General features: G+C 70.7%; 17 protein-coding genes. 16 read left to right on the forward strand and 1 reads right to left on the reverse strand.

Going from position 1 to position 19,116, the window contains the following annotated elements:
• The first annotated feature begins 83 nt into the window (after positions 1-83).
• The 3 genes from A4R43_RS34590 to A4R43_RS34605 are packed head-to-tail and all read left to right on the forward strand — an operon-like array spanning position 84 to position 3,347.
• Positions 84-392 (forward strand): hypothetical protein, encoded by a 309-nt coding sequence (locus A4R43_RS34590; RefSeq protein WP_113695929.1) that lies wholly within the window; start codon positions 84-86, stop codon positions 390-392.
• Entirely contained in the window at positions 392-2,833 is a 2,442-nt protein-coding gene (locus A4R43_RS43015; protein ID WP_162788695.1) for a WXG100 family type VII secretion target, read from the forward strand. Before A4R43_RS34590 ends, A4R43_RS43015 begins: the two co-directional genes overlap by 1 nt.
• Before the next feature lie 19 nt (positions 2,834-2,852).
• A complete protein-coding gene (locus tag A4R43_RS34605; protein ID WP_113695931.1) occupies positions 2,853-3,347 on the forward strand; it encodes a hypothetical protein in 495 nt (164 codons plus the stop codon).
• A 69-nt stretch (positions 3,348-3,416) separates the two neighbouring features.
• Here A4R43_RS34605 and A4R43_RS34610 read toward each other — a convergent pair whose 3' ends face one another.
• Entirely contained in the window at positions 3,417-4,229 is an 813-nt protein-coding gene (locus A4R43_RS34610; protein WP_113695932.1) for a dienelactone hydrolase family protein, read from the reverse strand.
• A gap of 129 nt (positions 4,230-4,358) precedes the next feature.
• On the opposite strand from A4R43_RS34610, the gene glmS reads away from it, so the two are divergent.
• The 13 genes from glmS (at position 4,359) to tsaE (ending at position 19,112) form a co-directional block, all read left to right on the forward strand.
• Complete coding sequence (glmS, locus tag A4R43_RS34615; RefSeq protein ID WP_113698075.1) at positions 4,359-6,221, forward strand: glutamine--fructose-6-phosphate transaminase (isomerizing); 1,863 nt, start codon at positions 4,359-4,361, stop codon at positions 6,219-6,221.
• Positions 6,222-6,237: 16 nt separating this feature from the next.
• Complete coding sequence (locus A4R43_RS34620) at positions 6,238-7,686, forward strand: NAD(P)H-hydrate dehydratase (RefSeq protein ID WP_113695933.1); 1,449 nt, start codon at positions 6,238-6,240, stop codon at positions 7,684-7,686.
• A gap of 274 nt (positions 7,687-7,960) precedes the next feature.
• Complete coding sequence (locus A4R43_RS34625; RefSeq protein WP_236808461.1) at positions 7,961-9,346, forward strand: extracellular solute-binding protein; 1,386 nt, start codon at positions 7,961-7,963, stop codon at positions 9,344-9,346.
• Positions 9,343-10,209 (forward strand): carbohydrate ABC transporter permease, encoded by an 867-nt coding sequence (locus A4R43_RS34630; RefSeq protein WP_236808463.1) that lies wholly within the window; start codon positions 9,343-9,345, stop codon positions 10,207-10,209. The genes A4R43_RS34625 and A4R43_RS34630 overlap by 4 nt, the downstream gene beginning before the upstream one ends.
• Positions 10,206-11,057 carry a carbohydrate ABC transporter permease gene (locus A4R43_RS34635; protein ID WP_113695935.1) on the forward strand — a complete coding sequence of 284 codons (852 nt, stop codon included), beginning with the start codon at positions 10,206-10,208 and terminating at the stop codon, positions 11,055-11,057. The genes A4R43_RS34630 and A4R43_RS34635 overlap by 4 nt, the downstream gene beginning before the upstream one ends.
• Positions 11,058-11,059: 2 nt before the next feature.
• The gene (locus A4R43_RS34640; RefSeq protein ID WP_236808464.1) at positions 11,060-12,103 is read left to right on the forward strand and encodes an NAD(P)-dependent alcohol dehydrogenase; all 1,044 of its coding nucleotides are present in this window, start codon (positions 11,060-11,062) and stop codon (positions 12,101-12,103) included.
• Positions 12,096-12,896, forward strand: coding sequence for a DeoR/GlpR family DNA-binding transcription regulator (locus tag A4R43_RS34645; RefSeq protein ID WP_113695936.1), 801 nt, complete (start codon positions 12,096-12,098; stop codon positions 12,894-12,896). The genes A4R43_RS34640 and A4R43_RS34645 overlap by 8 nt, the downstream gene beginning before the upstream one ends.
• Positions 12,897-12,899: 3 nt before the next feature.
• Positions 12,900-13,898 carry a zinc-dependent alcohol dehydrogenase family protein gene (locus A4R43_RS34650; RefSeq protein ID WP_113695937.1) on the forward strand — a complete coding sequence of 333 codons (999 nt, stop codon included), beginning with the start codon at positions 12,900-12,902 and terminating at the stop codon, positions 13,896-13,898.
• 2 nt (positions 13,899-13,900) lie between these two features.
• The gene (gene xylB, locus A4R43_RS34655; RefSeq protein ID WP_113695938.1) at positions 13,901-15,319 is read left to right on the forward strand and encodes a xylulokinase; all 1,419 of its coding nucleotides are present in this window, start codon (positions 13,901-13,903) and stop codon (positions 15,317-15,319) included.
• The gene (locus A4R43_RS34660) at positions 15,320-16,408 is read left to right on the forward strand and encodes an ABC transporter ATP-binding protein (protein WP_113695939.1); all 1,089 of its coding nucleotides are present in this window, start codon (positions 15,320-15,322) and stop codon (positions 16,406-16,408) included.
• A gap of 24 nt (positions 16,409-16,432) precedes the next feature.
• Complete coding sequence (alr, locus tag A4R43_RS34665) at positions 16,433-17,557, forward strand: alanine racemase (RefSeq protein WP_113695940.1); 1,125 nt, start codon at positions 16,433-16,435, stop codon at positions 17,555-17,557.
• The gene (locus A4R43_RS34670) at positions 17,557-18,663 is read left to right on the forward strand and encodes an alpha/beta fold hydrolase (RefSeq protein ID WP_162788696.1); all 1,107 of its coding nucleotides are present in this window, start codon (positions 17,557-17,559) and stop codon (positions 18,661-18,663) included. Before alr ends, A4R43_RS34670 begins: the two co-directional genes overlap by 1 nt.
• A complete protein-coding gene (tsaE, locus tag A4R43_RS34675) occupies positions 18,660-19,112 on the forward strand; it encodes a tRNA (adenosine(37)-N6)-threonylcarbamoyltransferase complex ATPase subunit type 1 TsaE (RefSeq protein WP_113698079.1) in 453 nt (150 codons plus the stop codon). Before A4R43_RS34670 ends, tsaE begins: the two co-directional genes overlap by 4 nt.
• Positions 19,113-19,116: the final 4 nt, after the last annotated feature.

The raw sequence follows: 19,116 nt of genomic DNA on the forward strand, positions 1-19,116 counted from the left end.
GCGACGGCACCGTTCGCCGTTCGGGTGCGTCAGAGTTCCTGACTCGCATTAGGAGATACCTCGGACCAAGGGGGAGCTGACCGGTGGGTGGGCACAAGGTCGATGCCGACGCGATGGCGTCCGCCTCGAAGAAGATGACCGAGTTCGCGGAGGACGTGACCGACGGCACCAAGGAACTGGAGAAGTCCAAGATCACCGCGAAGGAGTTCGGCGAGGCGCACGGCACGCACGCGGAGACCTACACGACTTCCGTCGCCACGCTGGCCGCCGCGGTGAAGGGGTACACCACGGCGCTGACCGGCTTCGCCGCGAACGTCGCCGCCGGCGGCAAGTCCTACACCGCCAATGACCAGTCCCAGTCGTCCGCGATGAACAACGCCGGGAGCAACTGATGGCCAAGACGTGGGACGAGGTCAAGGCCGTTCTGGACGATCCGGCCGTCTCGCCGGACAAGAAGCAGGCACTGCTGCAGTCCTGGTCGAGCAGCAGCAACGAAGCGTGGACGGCCGACGGCTCCAAGCGCGACGAGATCTCCAGGTACCAGGAGGCCTACAACGGCCACCCGATCGGTTTCGGTCCGTTCAGCGAGGAATTCACCGACGAGCTGTACGAAGACGCCAAGAAGGAAGGCTCGGAGAACAGCTACAACGAACGCGAGCACCAGAAGGAAGTCGACGCGGGCCGGACGGGGCTGGACAGCGCGCAGCCGCCGACCACCGGCGGCGGGGGGACGAAGACTTCCGACGAGCTGCTCAAGCACGGTGAAGCCGGGCTGAAGGTGTTCGAGGACTTCGGGCCGCTGCTCGGCAAGATCCCGGAGGACTGCCGCGGCCGCACCCGCCCGCTCGACTACAACACCGACATCAAGAAGCGGTACGAGGAGCAGAAGGGCATCAACTTCGCGGAGTTCCTGACCGACTCCTCGGACTTCACCACCGCCGCCGGCCAGGTGCGCCAGGCGCTCAAGGACACGCGCGGGCAGCTCGACGGTCTGTCCAAGAGCTGGACCGGCCCCGCCGCCGACAAGGCGAACGAGCACTACAACGAGAAGATCAACACGCCCGGCGACGAGCTGGTCGGCTTTCTCGAGGGCTCCGCGGCCGCCACCTCGACCGCGGTGGACGCCGTCTACCAGCTGGTCAAGGGCAAGGTCGACGCGGTCATCGACATGTACACGCCGACGGTCGGCAAGGCCGACCTGGACATGGCGACCACCGTGATCAACATCGCGAACGACTCCGCGGCCGGCAAGGACGAGATGGAGAAGGTCGCCGGCTGGATGGACGTCAACTTCGGCACGAACATGCGTGAGAAGTTGAACGACGACGGCTGCTGCGACGACGACGAGATCAAAAAAGAGGGCATCCGCCTCGCCAAGCAGTGGATCCAGAACCAGTTCAACGTCGAGATGTGGGACGGGCTCTGGACCAGCTTCGACACCTTGTGCACGGAAACGAAGGAATTCGTCGACGAGGCCTACACCCAGCTGAACGAGGTCATGGGCAAGGCCGAGAACGGCTTCGCCAACGCCGCGAAGGAGAACCCGCCGCCGAAGGAGGAAACCGGTGGCGGCGGTGACAACGGCGGCGGCGGTGGCGGCACCGGCGGTGGCGGGTCCGGTTCCGGCGGCGGGGGCACCGGGTCCGGCGGTGGTGGCACCGGCGGCGGTGGCACGCCTCCTGGCGCGACGGAGCCACCGTCCACTGAGGACAAGGGCACCAACCCGATCACCGGCAAGCCGCTCGAGGTCGACCCGGAGACGGGCAAGCCGTACCCGATCGACCCGGAGACCGGCGAGGCGATCAAGGACGCCGGTGACGACGACGACACGATGACCGTCAAGCAGGGCGACAACGAGATCAAGATGTCCGAGCCGGGCGACGACGGCAAGATGGACATCTCGATCGACGACGGCACCCCGCCGCCGAAGGACTACAAACTGGACTTCGGCAACGGTGAGCTCGGCCCCGACGGCAAGCCGGTCGAGGGCGCCGAAGGTGAAGCGGGTGCCGAGGGCGAGAAGGTCTACAAGCCCGGCCCCGACGGCAAGATCGTCATCGAGGACAACGGCGTCAAGATCACCGCCGAGCAGCCGCAGGGACCGAAGGGCCCGACCGTGGTCACGGTTGACGACGGCAAGGGCGAGCCGGTCACCTACACGCTCGGCGCGGACAACAAGGGCGAGAAGGACGCGCTCAACGGCCTGGACGACAGCGACCCGACGGGTGGCGCGGGCAGGCCCGACGAGCTGGCCTCCGGTGGCGGCGGCGCCGGTGCGCCCGGCGCCGAGGGCGACGACGGCTTCAGCGCACCCGGCGGTCTGGACCTGCCCGAAGACGGTGAGGTCGAGACCAAGCCCGCTGCCGACGGCGGTGCCGGTGGCTCGGGCGGTGGTGGCGCCGGTGGCGACAGCGGTGGGTCCGCGGGTGGCTCCGGTGGCAGCGGCGGCAGTGCGGCCGCGGTCGGCGGCAGCGCTGGTGGCGACCTCGGCGACACGGGTTCGCTGTCCGCCGGTGCCCAGGTGGGCGCGGCTTCGCCGGAACCGGCCGCGGCCGCGGGCCTCGGTTCGACGCCGGGCGGTGCCGGGGTCGGTGCGGGCGCACCGGCAGCCGCGGCGGCCGGCGCTGGCGCCGGTGGCATGGGCGGCATGGGCATGATGGGCGGCATGGGGGCCATGGGCGGTGGCGCCGGTGGTGGCCAGAGCGGTGACCAGGAGCGCAACTCCAGCCAGTACCGCGTCGCGGGCAACATTTTCGAGACCAGTGGTGCTGGTGGCCGGATCAGTGGTTCCCTGGACGAGGAAGGCGACCGCTCCATCCGGTACGACCGGTGAGCGCGCGTGAGGAGTGCTGATGAGCATCACTGACGAAGTGGCGCGGATGCGGGAACGGCTGGACGGTCTCGTCCGGGAGCAGGCCGATCGCCGTGCGCTGCGCGACCGCCAGGCGCAGGAAGCCAAGGCGAAGGCCCAGGACTACATGTCCAAGCAGATCCAGGCGGCCGAGCGGTACGTCGACCACCGGCGCGAGCTGGGGCGGCGGGAGAAGGAAGCCGGCGGCTGGGCCACCGAGAAGACGCTGGCCGACAAGAGCAACGTGATGGGCTTCGGCGTCGAGGACGAAGAGGACGGTCCCGGGTTCACCGGGCACGCGGTGAACACCGCGCCGCCGGTGACCAGGCCCGAGCCGCAACCGGCCGCGTCCTGGCAGCCGCCGCCGGTGGCACCCGCGCCGGAACCGGTCGCGGTGGCCGAACCGGCCCCCGCCCCGCGCCGGGCGGGCAGGCACGCACGCCGGGAAGAGTCGTTCGACGACGACGACTTCTCGAACAACAGCTGGATGAAGTAGGCCGATCCTGCTTTTGCCCGCAAAAGACGCCCGACCCTTCCGGGGGCCGGGCGTCTTCGCGTTCCGGGGTCAGGCGTCGGCGAGTTCGACCGAATCGTCGGTCGCGATGGTGGCGTTCTTCACATCGGCTTCGAGCAGCGGCCGGTACTTGTCGGTGCCGGTCAGGTGGGTCAGGAAGAAGGCCGCCAGCAGGGCGCGGACCAGGCGCTGCGTGCCGCGGTGCGGCTTGCCGTGCAGCAGCAGGCCGCTCCAGTGCCTGCCCTCGGTGATGCCCAGGTGGGACGACTTGCCGAGGTAGCGCAGCTGGGCCGGGCCTTCCCAGGCCTTGGCGATGGCTTCGGCGTGGCCGACCGGCGGGGCGACGAGGTCGCCGTCGGCCGCGAGGTGCAGCGACGGCACGGTGAGCCGGCGCGCGACCTCGGTGGCGGGCGGGATCGTCTGGGCCGCGTTCACCGTGGCCACGGCCTTGACGTCAGCTTCTGCGGCCGAAAGCACGGCGGCGCCGCCACCGGTGGAGTGCCCGGCGAGGCCGAGCTTGGCCGGGTCGACGCTGATGCCGTCCGGGCCGAGGCGGACCTTCGTGACCAGCTCCAGCGTGGTGCCCAGGTCGGTGGCGAACAGCCGGTGCGACGGCAGCGGGCCGCGCTGGGTGGCGGGCGCCGCGGCGACGATGCCCCAGCTCGCGAGGTGGCGGAGCAGCTCGCGGTAGCGGGTCGGCGGCTGGAGCCAGCCGTGCCCGAAGGCGATCGCGGGCAGGCCGAGCCCGGCTCGCGGGGTGTAGACCACGCCGGGCACGCCGACCAGTCCCAGATTGCCCCGGAGCACTTCGTGCGGGCCTGGATGGGACAGCTCTTCGAGCAGGTGCTTGGGCTTGGGCGCCATGCCGGGAGCCTACTGCCAGCGCCCCCGCCCAGCTCGGCGGCGTGAACCTGCTTTTGCCCGCAGAAGCAGGTGGCGGGGTTGGGCTGTGCCGGGCGAGGGGGCCGAGGGTGCGTCGTTACCCTGATGGGCGTGTGCGGAATCGTGGGATATGTCGGTCATCGGCAGGCGCTGGACGTAGTGCTCGGCGGGCTCCGGAGGATGGAGTACCGCGGATACGACTCGGCGGGCGTCGCCGTGCTCGACGGTGACGGCGCCCTGAACGTCGAGCGCAAGGCCGGCCGCCTGGCGAACCTGGAGGCCCAGCTCGACCTGACCGGGCGCAAGGAGTTCGCGGGCACCGCGGGCATGGGGCACACCCGGTGGGCCACCCACGGTCCGCCGGTCGACCGCAACTCCCACCCGCACCGCGACGTCAGCGGCAAGGTCGCCGTCGTGCACAACGGCATCATCGAGAACTTCGCCACCCTGCGCGCCGAGCTCGAGGCCGACGGCGTGGAGCTGAGCAGCGACACCGACACCGAGTCCGCGGCGCACCTGATCTCCCGCGCCTACACCACCGGCGAGACCGCCGGCGACTTCGCGGCCAGCGTCCGCGCGGTGTGCCGCCGCCTCGAAGGCGCCTTCACGCTGGTGGTCACGCACGCCGACCAGCCAGACACGATCGTTGCCGCGCGCCGGTCGTCGCCGCTGGTCGTGGGCGTCGGCGAAGGTGAGACGTTCGTCGCTTCCGACGTCGCCGCGTTCATCGAGCACACCCGCGAGGCCGTGGAGCTGGGCCAGGACCAGGTCGTGGTGATCACCCGCGAGGGCTACGAGGTCACCGACTTCTCCGGCGAGCCCGCCCAGGCCAAGCCGTTCACCGTGGACTGGGATCTTTCGGCCGCGGAAAAGGGCGGCCACGAGTACTTCATGCTCAAGGAGATCGAGGAGCAGCCCGAGGCGCTGGCGAACACGCTGCGCGGGCACTTCGACAACGGCCGCATCATTCTCGACGAGCAGCGGCTGTCCGACCAGGACCTCCGCGACGTCGACAAGGTCTTCGTGATCGCCTGCGGCTCGGCCTACCACTCCGGCCTGGTCGCCAAGTACGCCATCGAGCACTGGACGCGCCTGCCGGTCGAGGTGGAGCTGGCCAGCGAGTTCCGCTACCGCGACCCGGTGCTCGACCGGGACACGCTGGTCGTCGCGGTCTCCCAGTCCGGAGAGACGGCCGACACGCTCGAAGCCGTTCGCCACGCGCGGGAGCAGAAGGCCAGGGTGCTGGCGGTCTGCAACACCAACGGCGCGCAGATCCCGCGTGAGTCCGACGCGGTGCTCTACACGCACGCCGGTCCGGAGATCGGCGTCGCCTCGACCAAGGCCTTCCTCGCGCAGATCGCGGCGAACTACCTGGTCGGGCTGGCGCTGGCGCAGGCGCGCGGCACCAAGTACCCGGACGAGGTCGCCCGCGAGTTCGCCGAACTCGAGGCGATGCCGGCCGCGGTGCAGAAGGTGCTGTCCACTGTGGACCAGGTGAAGGCGCTGGGCAGGCAGATCGCCGATTCGAAGGCGGTGCTGTTCCTGGGCAGGCACGTCGGCTTCCCGGTGGCGCTCGAAGGCGCGCTCAAGCTGAAGGAACTGGCGTACATGCACGCCGAGGGCTTCGCGGCCGGTGAGCTGAAGCACGGCCCGATCGCGCTGATCGAGGAGGGCCTGCCGGTTGTCGTGGTGATGCCGTCGCCGAAGGGCCGCGCGGTGCTGCACGCCAAGCTGGTCTCGAACATCAGTGAGATCCAGGCGCGGGGTGCGCGCACGATCGTGATCGCCGAGGAGGGCGACGAGACGGTGCGCCCGTTCGCCGACGAGCTGGTGGAGATCCCGGCGGTGCCGACGCTGCTGCAGCCGCTGGTTTCGACCGTGCCGCTGCAGGTGCTGGCGGCGGAGATCGCGCGCAGCCGCGGGTACGACGTCGACAAGCCGCGTAACCTGGCGAAGTCCGTCACCGTGGAGTAAGCGGGGAGGCCACCGCGTGCTGGGGATCTGGACCACCGACCGGATTCGGGCGGCCGAGGAGAAGCTGCTGGCCGTCATGCCCGAGGGCGCGCTGATGCACAGGGCGGCGTTCGGGGTCGCGGTGCACGCGGCGGAGATGCTCGCCGAGCACACCGGCCGGGTCGCGGGCACGCGGGTGACCTTGCTGGTCGGCGCCGGGAACAACGGTGGCGACGCGTTGTGGGCCGGTGCCTTCCTGCGCAAGCGCGGTGTCTCGGTGACGGCCGTGCTGCTGAATCCCGACCGAGCGCACGAGGCAGGCCTCGCCGCCCTGCGCCGCGCCCGCGGCCGGCTTTTGCGGGCAGAAGCAGGTGGACCCGCGATCGAACAGGCGGACCTGGTGATCGACGGGATCGTGGGACTGTCCGCCCGCGGGCCGCTGCGTCCGGACGCCGCGAAACTGGTGGAGCGGGTGACGGCGCCGGTGCTGGCCGTCGACCTGCCGAGCGGTGTCGATCCGGACACCGGCGTCGTCGACGGACCGGCCGTCCGCGCCACCCGCACGGTGACCTTCGGCGCCCGGAAACCGGTCCACGTGCTCAACCCAGGCTTTTGCGGGCAAACGCAGCTTGTCGACATCGGACTGGCTGATCAGCTTGGTGAACCGGACCTGGTGCAGCTCGGCATCGCCGACGTCGCGGCGGCCTGGCCGGTGCCCGGGCCGGAGGACAACAAGTACACGCAGGGCGTGACCGGGGTGGCCGCCGGTTCGGCGACCTACCCGGGTGCGGCGGTGCTGGCCACGGGGTCCGCGGTGCTGGCGACCTCGGGCATGGTCCGGTACGCCGGGTCGGCGGCGGACGTGGTGCGCGCGGACTGGCCGGAGGTGGTCGGCACCGGTTCGGTGACCGACGCCGGGCGCGTGCAGGCCTGGGTCGCCGGGCCGGGCATGGGCACCGGGAACGAGGGCCGGTCGACCCTGCGGCAGGTGCTGGAGCAGGGCGTTCCGGTGTGCGCGGACGCCGACGCGATCACGTTGATCGCCAAGTTCCCGGACGTGCTGGACGCGCGCGAGCCGGGCGCGCCGCTCGTGCTGACGCCGCACGCCGGGGAGTTCGAGCGCCTGACCGGTGAGGCGCCGGGCGCCGACCGGCCGGCGGCCGCCCGCGCGGCGGCGCGACGGTTCGACGCGGTTGTCCTGCTCAAGGGGCACAGCACGGTGGTCGCCGCACCGGACGGCCGGACGCTGGTGAACGTGGCGACCGGCTCCTGGCTGGCGACGGCGGGCTCGGGCGACGTGCTCTCGGGGCTCATCGGCGCGCTGCTCGCGGCGGGCCTGGACCCGTGGCTGGCGGCCGGTGCGGCCGCGCACGTACACGGCCTGGCCGCACACCTGGCCGCCGACGGCGTCCCGGTCCCGGCTTCGAAGATCCAGGCGGCGATCCCGGCCGCCATCCGCGCCATCCGCGCCGCAACCCCCCGCTGACCTGCGGATTCAGCTTCTGCGGGCAAAAGCAGATCGCTGCTTTCTGGTGCCCGTTTTGTCTGATCCTGCTTTTTCCCGCAAAAGCATGCTCCCTGAAGTTATCGAGTTTTGTGTTAACAACCGGCTGGATCTCTGGTAAGAATGGGCTCCGTCACGGCATGCGCCGAGCCGCATGCGTCTGACCCCCAGGTCTTCGGAGGAGCCAATGGCGGCACCGGGAACTCGACATGCTTTTGCCCGCAGAAGCTTGTTGCGCGGGGTGGTGGGGGGTGGGGTGGCCGCGGCGCTGGGTGCGTGCGCCGGGCCCCAGGACGCGGTTCGCCTGGTCACCGATGATCGGTGGCGCCAGTTCGCCGGCACCACGCTCAACCTGATCTCCGAGAACACCGCGCCCACGGCGGCGATCGCCGCGAACCTGCGGCCGTTCACCGAGCTGACCGGGATCAACGTCAACATCATCACGCTCGAGCTGTCCGCCATGGTCCAGAAGGTCGCGCTCGATCTGGCCGGCGGCGAGTCCCAGTACCACGTGATCTACGCAGACCCGTACCAGGTGCTCGCCCCCTACTCCAAGGGCCTGGTCGACCTACGTGCTTTAGCGGGCGAAAGCAGCTTGCCGCCGCTGGAGGGCGGGTTCGCCGACTTCATTCCCACCCAGCTCGACGCGGCCGGCCGGTTCGGGGATCGCGACCAGGTGTTCGCCTTGCCCTACGACTGCCCCACGATGATCTGGCAGTACCGCGCCGACCTGTTCGAGAAGCACGGTCCCCGCATGGCCCAGGAGCTCGGCTTCGACCCCACTCCCGGCCCCGAGCGCACCTGGGACGAGTACTTCCGGATCGCCCGCTGGTTCAACGACAACACCGACGAGGTCGCCTACGGTGCCGGCCACCAGGCCAAGCAGCACGACTCCCTGATGTGCGACTTCTCCAACGTGCTCTGGGCCTACGGCGGTGACTACTTCGACAACGGCAAGGAAATCGGCCTCTACGGCACCATCGACCCCGGCCCGTGCCGCCTCGGGTCGGATGCGGCGATCGCCGCGGCCGAGGTGTACCAGCGGCTCCTCCAGGTCGCCGACCCGTCGTCGAAGACCTGGGACTGGAACGGCCTCGCCCCCGCGCTCAGCTCCGGCCGCGTCGCGATGTGCGTCAACTGGCACGAGTACGCCGCCGCCAACGAGAAGGCCATGCCCGGCAGGTTCGGCTACGCGCCGCTGCCGCGCGGCCCGGTCCGCTCGGCCAACCACTACGGCGGCTGCGGCATCGCGATCAGCGGCAACACCCTGCCCAACCAGCGCCGCGCCGCCTGGCTGTTCGTGAACTGGGCGACCTCACCGCAGACCCAGCTCGCGAACCTCAAGAGCAGCGCGGGCGGCGGCACGCCCACCCGCGACTCGGTCTACCGGCTGCCCGAGGTCCGCCAGGCCGAACAACGCCCGTCGCCGATGCCGAACATCCTCACCGCGCCCGCCGTCGCGGAAGCCTGGAAACCGGAGAACATCGGGCTGCGGCCCAAGATCCCGATGTGGAACGAGTGCGACACGGCGATCTACACCGAACTGTCCAAGATGCTCGCTGGTGACTCCAACCCGGCGGAGGCCATGCGTGCGGCCGCCACCCGGATCGACCGGATCACCGCCAGGGGGTGGGCGTCGTGAGGCGGCTCGGCTTCCACGGCCGGATGATGGCGCCCGGCATGCTGCTGCTCGCCGCGCTGTCGTTCATCCCGCTGTTCACCGTCATCGCGATGAGCTTCAGCCGCGTGCGGCTGCTCGGCGGCGTGTCCTTCGAATGGGTCGGGCTGCAGTACTGGATCCGCTTCTTCACCGATCTGGACCTGGGCCTGCAGTGGGTGCGCACGCTGCTGTTCTTCGTGCTCACCGTCGGCCTGGAAATGGGGCTCGGCCTGGTTTTCGCGCTCTGCCTGTGGAAACTGGCGCGCGGCCGCAACACCGTGCTCAGCCTGTTCCTGCTGCCGATGTTCGTCGCGCCGGTGATCGTCGGGCTGCTCGGCCGCTTCCTCACCGACTCGACGTTCGGGCTGTACTCGTGGGTGCTCAAGCTGCTCGGTTACGAGGACGACATCCTCGGCGGCGGCACATCCGCCTTTCTCGCCGTGGTCGCGATGGACGTCTGGCAGTGGACCCCGCTGATCGCGCTCATCACGCTGGCCGGGCTGACTTCTGTGCCGCAGAGTGTGCGTGAAGCGGCCGCGCTGGACGGCGCAAGTGGCTGGCAGAACCTGCGGCACATCATCCTGCCGTCGATCTCCAGCGTGCTGCTGGTCGCGCTGCTGATCCGCTCGATGGACGCCATCCGCTACTTCGACATCATCGCGGTGACCACCAACGGCGGTCCGGCCGACGCCACGAAGGTGGTGCCGATCCGCTTGTACGAAACGGCTTTCCGGTTCTTCGACCTCGGCTACGCGGCGGTGATCGGGCTGGTCATGCTGGTGGTCTCGATCATCATCGCGCGGACTTTCGTGCGCCTGCTCGACAAGAAGGGACTCGCGCGATGACACCGACGACTCCCATCGACCGCAGCCCGGTGCGTGCCCGCGTGGGTGTGCGGGTGATCGTGCTCGTCGGGCTGCTCTGGACGCTCGTCCCGCTGGCGTGGATGGCGTTGTCCTCGTTCAAGTCGGACACCGACGTCACCTCGCCCGAGCCGCGGGTGTTCTTCGAGCCCACGCTGGACAACTACGCGAAGCTGTTTTCCGGCGCCAACAACCTCGGCCCGTACATCCTGCACAGCGTGCTCGCCGCGGGGATCTCGTCGGTGCTGGCGGTGGTGCTCGGCGCGCTCGCCGGGTACGGCTTGGCGGGCACCCGCTTTCGCGGGAAAAAGCAGGTCGCGTTCTGGATCATCTCGACGCGGATGGCGCCGATCGCCGTGGTGGTGCTGCCGTTGTTCCTGCTCTTCCGCGGCGCCGGGCTGATCGACAGCGTGCCCGGGCTGGTGCTGGCCTACCTGACCTTCAACCTGCCGTTCGCGATCTGGCTGATGAGCGCGTTCTTCTCGGAGATCCCGCCGTCGGTGGAGGAGTCGGCGCTGGTAGCGGGCTGCACGCGCTGGCAGGCCTTCCGGCACGTCGTACTTCCGCTGACAAAAGCAGGTTTGGTCACGACTTTTGTGCTGTGCCTGGTGTTTTCGTGGAACGACTACGCGTTCGCGCTGGTGTTCAGCGGGCCGGATTCGCAGACGCTGCCGATCGCGGCCGACCAGCTGGTCACCCAGACCGGCATCGACTGGGGGCAGCTCACCGCCATCGGCACCATAGTGGTGCTACCGATGATCGCGGCCGGCCTCGCCGTGCGGCGCTGGCTGGTCACCGGGCTGACGCTGGGCGCCGTGACGGGAGAATGAGCATGAAGAAGGTCCCCGGGACCATGAAGGTTTCCGTGCTGCGCGGGGTGGGGGAGGTGGTCGTCGAAGAACGTCCCGTGCCCGAGCCGGGCCCGCACGAGGTGCTCATCCGGGTCACCGCCGTCGGCACCTGCGGCTCGGACGTGCACTACTACGAGCACGGCCGCATCGGCGACTTCGTGGTGCGCGAGCCGCTGGTGCTGGGGCACGAGCCGAGCGGCGTGGTGGTCGCCAGGGGGTCGGAGGCCAGGGCGCACGAGATCGGCCAGCGCGTCGCGCTCGAGCCGGGGGTGCCGTGCTCGACCTGCGAGCAGTGCACGATCGGCCAGTACAACTTATGCCCGCAAATGCGGTTTTTCGGCACCCCGCCGGTGGACGGCGCGTTCGCCGAGTACGTGGTGCTTCGCGAGGACTTCGCCTACGCCGTGCCGGACGAGCTTTCCGACGAGGCCGCCGGTCTGCTCGAGCCGCTTTCGGTGGGGGTCTGGTCGTGCCGCAAGGCGTCGGTCGGGCCGGGGGCGCGGGTGCTGATCACCGGCGCCGGGCCGATCGGGCTGGTCGCCGCGCAGACCGCGCGGGCCTTCGGCGCCACCGAGATCGTGGTCACCGACCTCAACCCCGACCGGCTCGCGCTGGCCGGTGCGCTCGGCGCCACCGCGACCATCGATGTGTCCAAAGAGGACTTGGCGAACTCCGCCTTCGAGCCGGACGTGCTGCTGGAGTGCTCCGGCGCGCCGCGGGCCATCGGCACGGCGATCCGGAAGGTGGGCCGCGCCGGGCGGGTGGTGCTGATCGGGATGGGCGGTGACGAGGTGCCGCTGCCGCTGGCCCACGTGCAGGGCTTCGAGCTGGAGGTCACCGGCACCTTCCGTTACGCCAACACGTGGCCGACCGCGATCGCGCTGGCGGCAGGCGGCGACGTCGACCTCGACCGGCTGGTCACGCACCGGTTCGGCCTGGAGGAAGTCGAGCAGGCGCTCACCATCGCCAAAACCGATCCCACCGTGATCAAGCCCGTGGTGCTGCCGCAGGTGGCGCATGCCTAGAGCCCGCCCCTCCGACGCCGCGGTCGAGCAGCGGCGTCAGCACGTGCTGCGCCGCGTGATCGAACTCGGCGAGGTCCGCATCGACGACCTCACCGAGGCGTTCGGCGTGAGCCTGATGACCATGCATCGCGACCTCGACGACCTCGCCGAACGCCGTCTGCTGCGGAAACTGCGCGGCAAGGTCGAGGCCTATCCGGCGCTGACCATGGAGACCGCGACCCGCTTCCGCGAAGGCCTCAACACCGGCATCAAGGAAGCGCTGGCCGAGGTGGCGATCGCCGAGGTCCGCCCGGGGCAGACGGTTTTTGTCGACGACTCGACCACGCTGTTCCCGCTGATGCGGCGGATGGCGGCGATCTCGCCGCTGGTGGTCGTCACCAACTCGATGAGCGCGATCAAGATCTTCGGGCCCGCCGAGGGGATCGAGCTGATCGTGGTCGGCGGCCGGTACAACGCCGAGTTCGAGTCGTGCATCGGGCCGGACGCGCTCGCCGCGCTCGACCGCACGCGCGCCGACCTCGGCTTCGTTTCGGTGACCGCGGTGGCGGGCGGGCGACTGTACCACCCGGTGCAGGACTACGCGGAGCTGAAGCGGGCCGCGCTGGCCATGGCCAACCGGAACGTGCTGGTCGCGGACCACTCGAAGTTCGGGAAGACGGCGACCTACGCCCACGGTGACGTCTCCGCCTACGACCTGGTGATCACCGACGGCGGCACGCCATCGGACGAGGTGGCGGCCATGCGGGACCTGGGCGTGGCGGTCGAGCAGGTGCACGGCAACGGAAAGGACTGAGGCATGCGCGCGGTGGTGATCGAGGAACCGGGCACGGTGACGGTGTCCACTGTGGACGATCCGGCGCCGGGTCCGGGGCAGGTGGTGGTCGAGGTGTCGGCCTGCGGGATCTGCGGTACCGACATCCACATCGTGGACGGCGAGTTCGCGCCGACGCCCTACCCGATCGTGCCGGGGCACGAATTCGCGGGGAAAGTCGTCGCGCTCGGCGCGGGGGTGACCGACCTGCGCGAGGGTGACCTGGTCGCGGTCGATCCGTCGCTGTTCTGCGGGGAGTGCCACTACTGCTCGATCGGCCGCGGCAACCTCTGCGAGCGGTGGGCCGCGATCGGGGTGACCACCAACGGCGCCAGCGCCGAGTACGCGCTCGCGCCGGCGGGCAACTGCTACCGGCTGCCCGAGGGGGTCGACGTGCGAGAGGCGGCGCTGATCGAGCCGCTGTCGTGCGCGGTGCGCGGCTTCGACCTGCTGCCGCGGCGGCTGGGTGAGCACTACCTGATCTACGGCGCGGGCACGATGGGCCTGCTGATGCTGCAACTGGCACGCATCGCCGGAGCGGGCTCAGTTTCCGTGGTCGACCTGAGCCGCGACCGTCTTTTGACCGCAGAAGCACTCGGCGCCGATGTGGTCGCGGTGAACGCCGACGAGTTCGACCGGCCGCAGGGCTGGGAGGTGGTGGTCGACTGCACCGGGGTGGTCGCGGCGATCGAGGACGCGTTGACCAGGGTCCGGCGCGGCGGCACCTACCAGCAGTTCGGCGTCGCCCCGGCCGAGGCGACGGCCTCGTTCTCGCCGTTCCGCGTGTACAACGACGAGATCACCATCGTCGGCAGCATGGCCGTGCTGCACAGCTACGGGCGCGCGGTGGAGCTGATGGGGAAGGGCGCGGTGGACGCCGGAACGATGATCAGCCATTCGCTCGGACTCGACGAATATCCGCGTGCGCTGGACATGTTCCGCGCAAGTACTGGACGGAAGCTGCAAGTCCGGCCAGGCTCGTGACCATGCACACTCCCACGCTGGTCGCCGGAGTCGACACATCGACCCAATCGGCGAAGGTGGTGATCTGCGACGCCGAGACCGGCGCGGTGGTCCGAGAGGGGCGCGCGGCGCACCCGGACGGCACCGAGGTCGACCCGAAGCACTGGTGGACGGCGTTCACCGAGGCGTCGGACGGCCTGCTCGACGGGGTTTCGGCGATCGGGGTCGGCGGACAGCAGCACGGCATGGTCGCCCTCGATGAGGACGGCGAGGTGGTCCGGCCCGCGCTGCTGTGGAACGACACGCGCTCGGGGCCGCAGGCGACGGACCTGATCGCCGAACTCGGCGGGCCGTCGGCCTGGGCGGAGGCGGTCGGGCTGGTGCCGGTCGCCAGCTTCACCGTCACGAAGCTGCGGTGGCTCGCCGAGCACGAGCCGGAACTGGCCGCGCGGGTGGCGCGCGTGGTGCTGCCGCACGACTGGCTCACCTGGCGCATCCTCGGCCGCCCGGACCGCGTGAAGACCGACCGCGGGGACGCGTCGGGCACCGGCTACTTCTCACCCGCCACCCACGAGTACCGCACTGACCTGCTCAAACGCGCCTTCGGCCGGGTCCCCGACCTGCCGGACCTGCTTTTGCCCGCAGAAGCTTGCGGGCACACGGAGGACGGGGTGCTGGTGTCCGCGGGCACCGGAGACAACATGGCGGCGGCCCTCGCGCTCGAGCTCGGCCCCGGCGACGTCGTCGTCTCGCTCGGCACCAGCGGCACGGTTTTTGCCGTCTCCGAGACCCCGCCCGCCGACGCCACCGGCACGGTCGCCGGGTTCGCCGACGCCACCGGCCGCTTCCTCCCGCTGGCCTGCACGCTCAACGCGGCCAGGGTGCTCACCGCCACCGCTGACCTGCTCGGCGTCGACCTGGCCGGGCTCGACGCCCTTGCTTTGTCCGCGGAAGCTGGTGCGGGCGGGCTGACGCTGCTGCCCTACCTGGACGGCGAGCGCACCCCGAACCTGCCCGATGCGAACGGCACCTTGCTCGGCCTGACCAGGTCGAACATGAAGCCGGAGAACTTGGCTCGCGCCGCCGTGGAAGGCATGCTGTGCGGACTGGCCGCCGGTCTGGAGGCGATCGCCGGGCACGGGGTCGAACCGCGCCGGGTGCTCCTAATCGGCGGTGCCGCGCAGTCGGCCAGCGTGCGCGCGGCCGCGCCGGTGATCTTCGGCCTCCCGGTCGAGCTGCCGGCGCCCGCCGAGTACGTGGCGCTCGGGGCCGCCCGCCAGGCGGCCTGGGCACTGGCCGGGACCACCGCGCCGCCGAGCTGGCGGGGCTCGGACGTGCTGCGACTCGGTGGGCCGGACACCGACGCGGGCCAGGAAATCCGGCGGCGGCACCACGCCGCCCGCGAACTCGTGCACGCGCGAGCGTTAGGAAGGGATAGCTGAATGGCGACGATTACCTACGACAAGGCCTCCAGGCACTACTCCGGTGCGGAGCGCCCCGCGGTGGACGCGCTCGACCTGGAGATCGCCGACGGCGAGTTCCTGGTCCTGGTCGGGCCGTCGGGCTGCGGCAAGTCGACCAGCCTGCGCATGCTCGCCGGGCTGGAGGACATCGACGACGGCTCGGTGTGGATCGGTGACCGCGACGTCACCCAGCTGCCGCCGCGGTCGCGGGACATCGCCATGGTGTTCCAGAACTACGCGCTGTACCCGCACATGACGGTCGGCCAGAACATGGGTTTCGCGCTCAAAATCGCGGGCAAGCCGGCCTCGGAGATCAAGGAGCGCGTGCGCGACGCGGCGAAGCTGCTCGACATCGAGGACTACCTCGACCGCAAGCCGAAGGCGCTGTCCGGCGGTCAGCGCCAGCGTGTGGCGATGGGCCGCGCGATCGTGCGTGAGCCGCAGGTCTTCCTGATGGACGAGCCGCTGTCGAACCTCGACGCCAAGCTGCGCGTATCCACCCGCACGCAGATCGCGGCCCTGCAGCGGCGCCTCGGCGTCACCACCGTCTACGTCACGCACGACCAGGTCGAGGCGATGACCATGGGCGACCGCGTGGCCGTGCTGTCCGACGGGGTGCTGCAGCAGTGCGACACCCCGCGCGCGCTGTACGAACGCCCCGCAAACGCTTTCGTCGCCGGGTTCATCGGCTCGCCCGCGATGAACCTCGTCGCCGCGTCGCTCACCGAGGACGGCGCGAACGTCGGCGGCGCGAAGGTGGCGCTGCCGCGTGAGGTCATCGCCAAGGCCGACGGTGACGGCGTGACGGTCGGCTTCCGGCCGGAGTCGCTGGAGGTCGCCCAGGAGGGCGCGAGCACCATCGCGGTCAAGGTGGATCTCGTCGAGGAACTCGGCTCGGACGCCTACTGCTACGGCAAACTGGCCGGTGACGACCCGGAGGCGGGCACCACGGTGGTCGCGCGGGTGGACCCGCGGACGCCGCCGTCGATGGGTGACACGCTGCACTTCCGCGTACGCCCGGACGAGCTGCACGTGTTCTCCGCCACCACCGGAGCCCGCCTGGAGTGAGCCCTGTGGGAAAATGGGCTGGTCATGAGCCCAGACCCGTTCCCACGCGCTGAAGTCCGCATCGACCTGGACCTGATCCGCCACAACCTCGCGCTGCTCGCCGGGCGCGCGGCCGCCTCCGGCGCCGCGACCATGGCGGTGGTGAAGGCGGACGCCTACGGGCACGGTGCGGTGCCGGTCGCGCGCGCCGCGCTCGAGGCGGGCGCGACCTGGCTCGGCGCCTGCTCGCTGGCTGAGGCGTTGACCTTGCGCGAAGCGGGTATCCAGGCGCCGATGCTGGCCTGGCTCGACACCGCGGACACCGACTACACCCCCGCCATCGCGGCGGGGGTGGACCTCGGCCTGAGCAACGCCGGTGAGCTGGAGCGCGCGGCCTCGGCGGCGCGGCGAGCCGGTGGCCGGGCACGCGTGCACCTGAAGATCGACACGGGCTTGTCCCGCAACGGTTGTCCGCCGCACGCCTGGCCCGCGCTGGTCAAGTCAGCCGCCGCCGATTCCGCGGTCGAAGTGGTCGGCATCTGGTCGCACCTCGCCTGCGCGGACGAACCGGGCCACCCGTCGATCGACGCGCAGGCCTCGCGCTTTCAGCAGGCATATGACGTCGCACTCGAAGCGGGCCTGCACCCGATGCGGCACCTGGCGAACTCGGCGGCCACGCTGACCAGGCCGGATCTGCACTTCGACCTGGTGCGCGTCGGCATCGCGATGTACGGGCTCAACCCCGTGCCGCAGCCGGAGGACCTGCGCCCGGCGATGACCTTCCGCTCGTCGGTGGTCTCGACCAAGCGCGTCGACGCGGGCGAGTCCGTCTCCTATGGACACACGTGGACCGCGGAGGCGGCGACCACGCTGGCGCTGGTGCCCGCCGGTTACGCGGACGGCGTGCCCCGCACGCTGTCCGGCAGGCTCGACGTCTGGCTCGACGGGCGGCGGCGGCCGGTGGTCGGCCGGGTCTGCATGGACCAGATCGTCGTCGACTGCGGTGACCACGAACCGGCGCCGGGCACCGAGGTGGTGCTGTTCGGCAGCGGTGAAGGCGGCGCGCCGACGGCCACGGAATGGGCGGACAAGATCGGCACGATCGACTACGAGATCGTCACCGGCATGTGCCGGCCGCGGGTGGCCCGCAGTTACACGGGACAGCGCTGATGGCCGCTCCGTCACGGAGACTGCTGGCGATCGCGGGCGGGATCGGTGCCGTGCTGACCGGGTCGGCCGCTGCCGCGATCACCATCGCCACGCAGCAGAAACGCCACCGCGTGGATCCCTTCGAGGACGAGCCGCTCGGCGAGCTCAAGCCGGATCGCACGTCGACGGTGGCCGCCGACGACGGCACGCCGCTGGCGGTCGCGGAGGTCGATCCGGCGGACGGCGGGCAGCCCACGCTGACGCTCGTCGGCGTGCACGGCTTCGCGCTTTCCCAGCTCAGCTGGCATTTCCAGCGGCGTGACCTGGCGGCGCTGACGTTGCCGCGCGTGCGGCAGGTCTACTACGACCACCGCAGCCACGGGCTGTCCGGCGCGGCGACGCACGAAACCAGCACGATCGAGCAGCTCTCCGAGGACCTGCACGCGGTGATCCGCGCGGTCGCGCCGGACGGGCCGCTGGTGCTGATGGCCCACTCGATGGGCGGCATGGTCGTGATGGAACTCGCGCAGCGGCACCCGGAGCTGTTCGAGGACCGGGTGCGCGGGGTGGCGCTGATCGCGACCGCCGCCGGTGAGGTCGGCACGCGGGGCATTCCGCGCGGGCTGCTGTCGAAGTACAACCCGCTGACGCGCGGGGTGAGCGAGCTGGCGGGGTGGCAGCCGGGGCTGGTGGAGTTCGTGCGCGCGGCGGGCGGGCAGCTGACGCGGCAGGCGGTGCGGCGGCTGGCGTTCGGCGCGCGGGACGTCAGCCCGCGAATCGTCGACTTCATGCTCGCGATGCTCGAAGTGACGCCGGTGCTGGGGCTGGTGAACTTCGCCGACACGCTCGGCAGCCACAACCGGTACGCGGCGCTCGCCGGGCTGAAGCACGCCCACGTACTGGTGATCGGCGCCGACTCCGATCGGGTGACGCCTTATTCGCATGCCGAGCGGATCGCCGCGGAGCTGCCGGACGCGGAACTGGTGCGGGTGCGCGGCGCGGGCCACATGGTGCAGCTGGAACAGCCGGAGCTGGTGAACAGCCACCTGATCGATCTTCTGCAACGCTGCGCCGGGGTGGACGGCGCGGATTCCTCACGACGACTGTGGCGGTGGTTGAACCGGTGACTATCGAATGCGCGACCCCGGAGGACACGATCGCTTTCGGCCGCTCGCTCGGCCGTGAGCTGCGGGCGGGTGACCTGGTGCTGCTGGCCGGACCGTTGGGTGCCGGGAAGACCGTGCTGACCAGGGGCATCGCCGAGGGCCTCGGGGTGTCGGGGCGGGTCAGCTCGCCGACGTTCGTGCTGGCGCGGGTGCACCCGGGGCCGGTGCCGCTGGTGCACGTCGACGCTTACCGGCTGGGCGGGGACCTCGCGCAGCTGGACGACCTGGACCTGGACACCGACCTGGAAGCGTCGGCCGTGGTCGTCGAATGGGGCGAGGGCTCCGCCGACCGCCTCTCCGCCGATCACCTGGTGGTGCGGCTTTCGCGGGAAGAAGACGACGTCCGCCGCATCACGCTCGAGCCGCACGGCACCTGGAAAACCCGCACCCCCCTCCTCCCCGTGCCCTGACCTG

The organism is Amycolatopsis albispora (genome assembly GCF_003312875.1).
Lineage (GTDB): Bacteria > Actinomycetota > Actinomycetes > Mycobacteriales > Pseudonocardiaceae > Amycolatopsis > Amycolatopsis albispora.

Coding starts and splice junctions, on each gene's coding strand:
- A4R43_RS34660 (WP_113695939.1), top strand. CDS start 15,320: ATGGCGACGATTACCTACGACAAGGCCTCCAGGCACTACTCCGGTGCG.
- A4R43_RS34635 (WP_113695935.1), top strand. CDS start 10,206: ATGACACCGACGACTCCCATCGACCGCAGCCCGGTGCGTGCCCGCGTG.
- A4R43_RS34640 (WP_236808464.1), top strand. CDS start 11,060: ATGAAGAAGGTCCCCGGGACCATGAAGGTTTCCGTGCTGCGCGGGGTG.
- A4R43_RS34670 (WP_162788696.1), top strand. CDS start 17,557: ATGGCCGCTCCGTCACGGAGACTGCTGGCGATCGCGGGCGGGATCGGT.
- A4R43_RS34645 (WP_113695936.1), top strand. CDS start 12,096: ATGCCTAGAGCCCGCCCCTCCGACGCCGCGGTCGAGCAGCGGCGTCAG.
- alr (WP_113695940.1), top strand. CDS start 16,433: ATGAGCCCAGACCCGTTCCCACGCGCTGAAGTCCGCATCGACCTGGAC.
- A4R43_RS34605 (WP_113695931.1), top strand. CDS start 2,853: ATGAGCATCACTGACGAAGTGGCGCGGATGCGGGAACGGCTGGACGGT.
- A4R43_RS43015 (WP_162788695.1), top strand. CDS start 392: ATGGCCAAGACGTGGGACGAGGTCAAGGCCGTTCTGGACGATCCGGCC.
- xylB (WP_113695938.1), top strand. CDS start 13,901: ATGCACACTCCCACGCTGGTCGCCGGAGTCGACACATCGACCCAATCG.
- A4R43_RS34610 (WP_113695932.1), bottom strand. CDS start 4,229: ATGGCGCCCAAGCCCAAGCACCTGCTCGAAGAGCTGTCCCATCCAGGC.
- A4R43_RS34650 (WP_113695937.1), top strand. CDS start 12,900: ATGCGCGCGGTGGTGATCGAGGAACCGGGCACGGTGACGGTGTCCACT.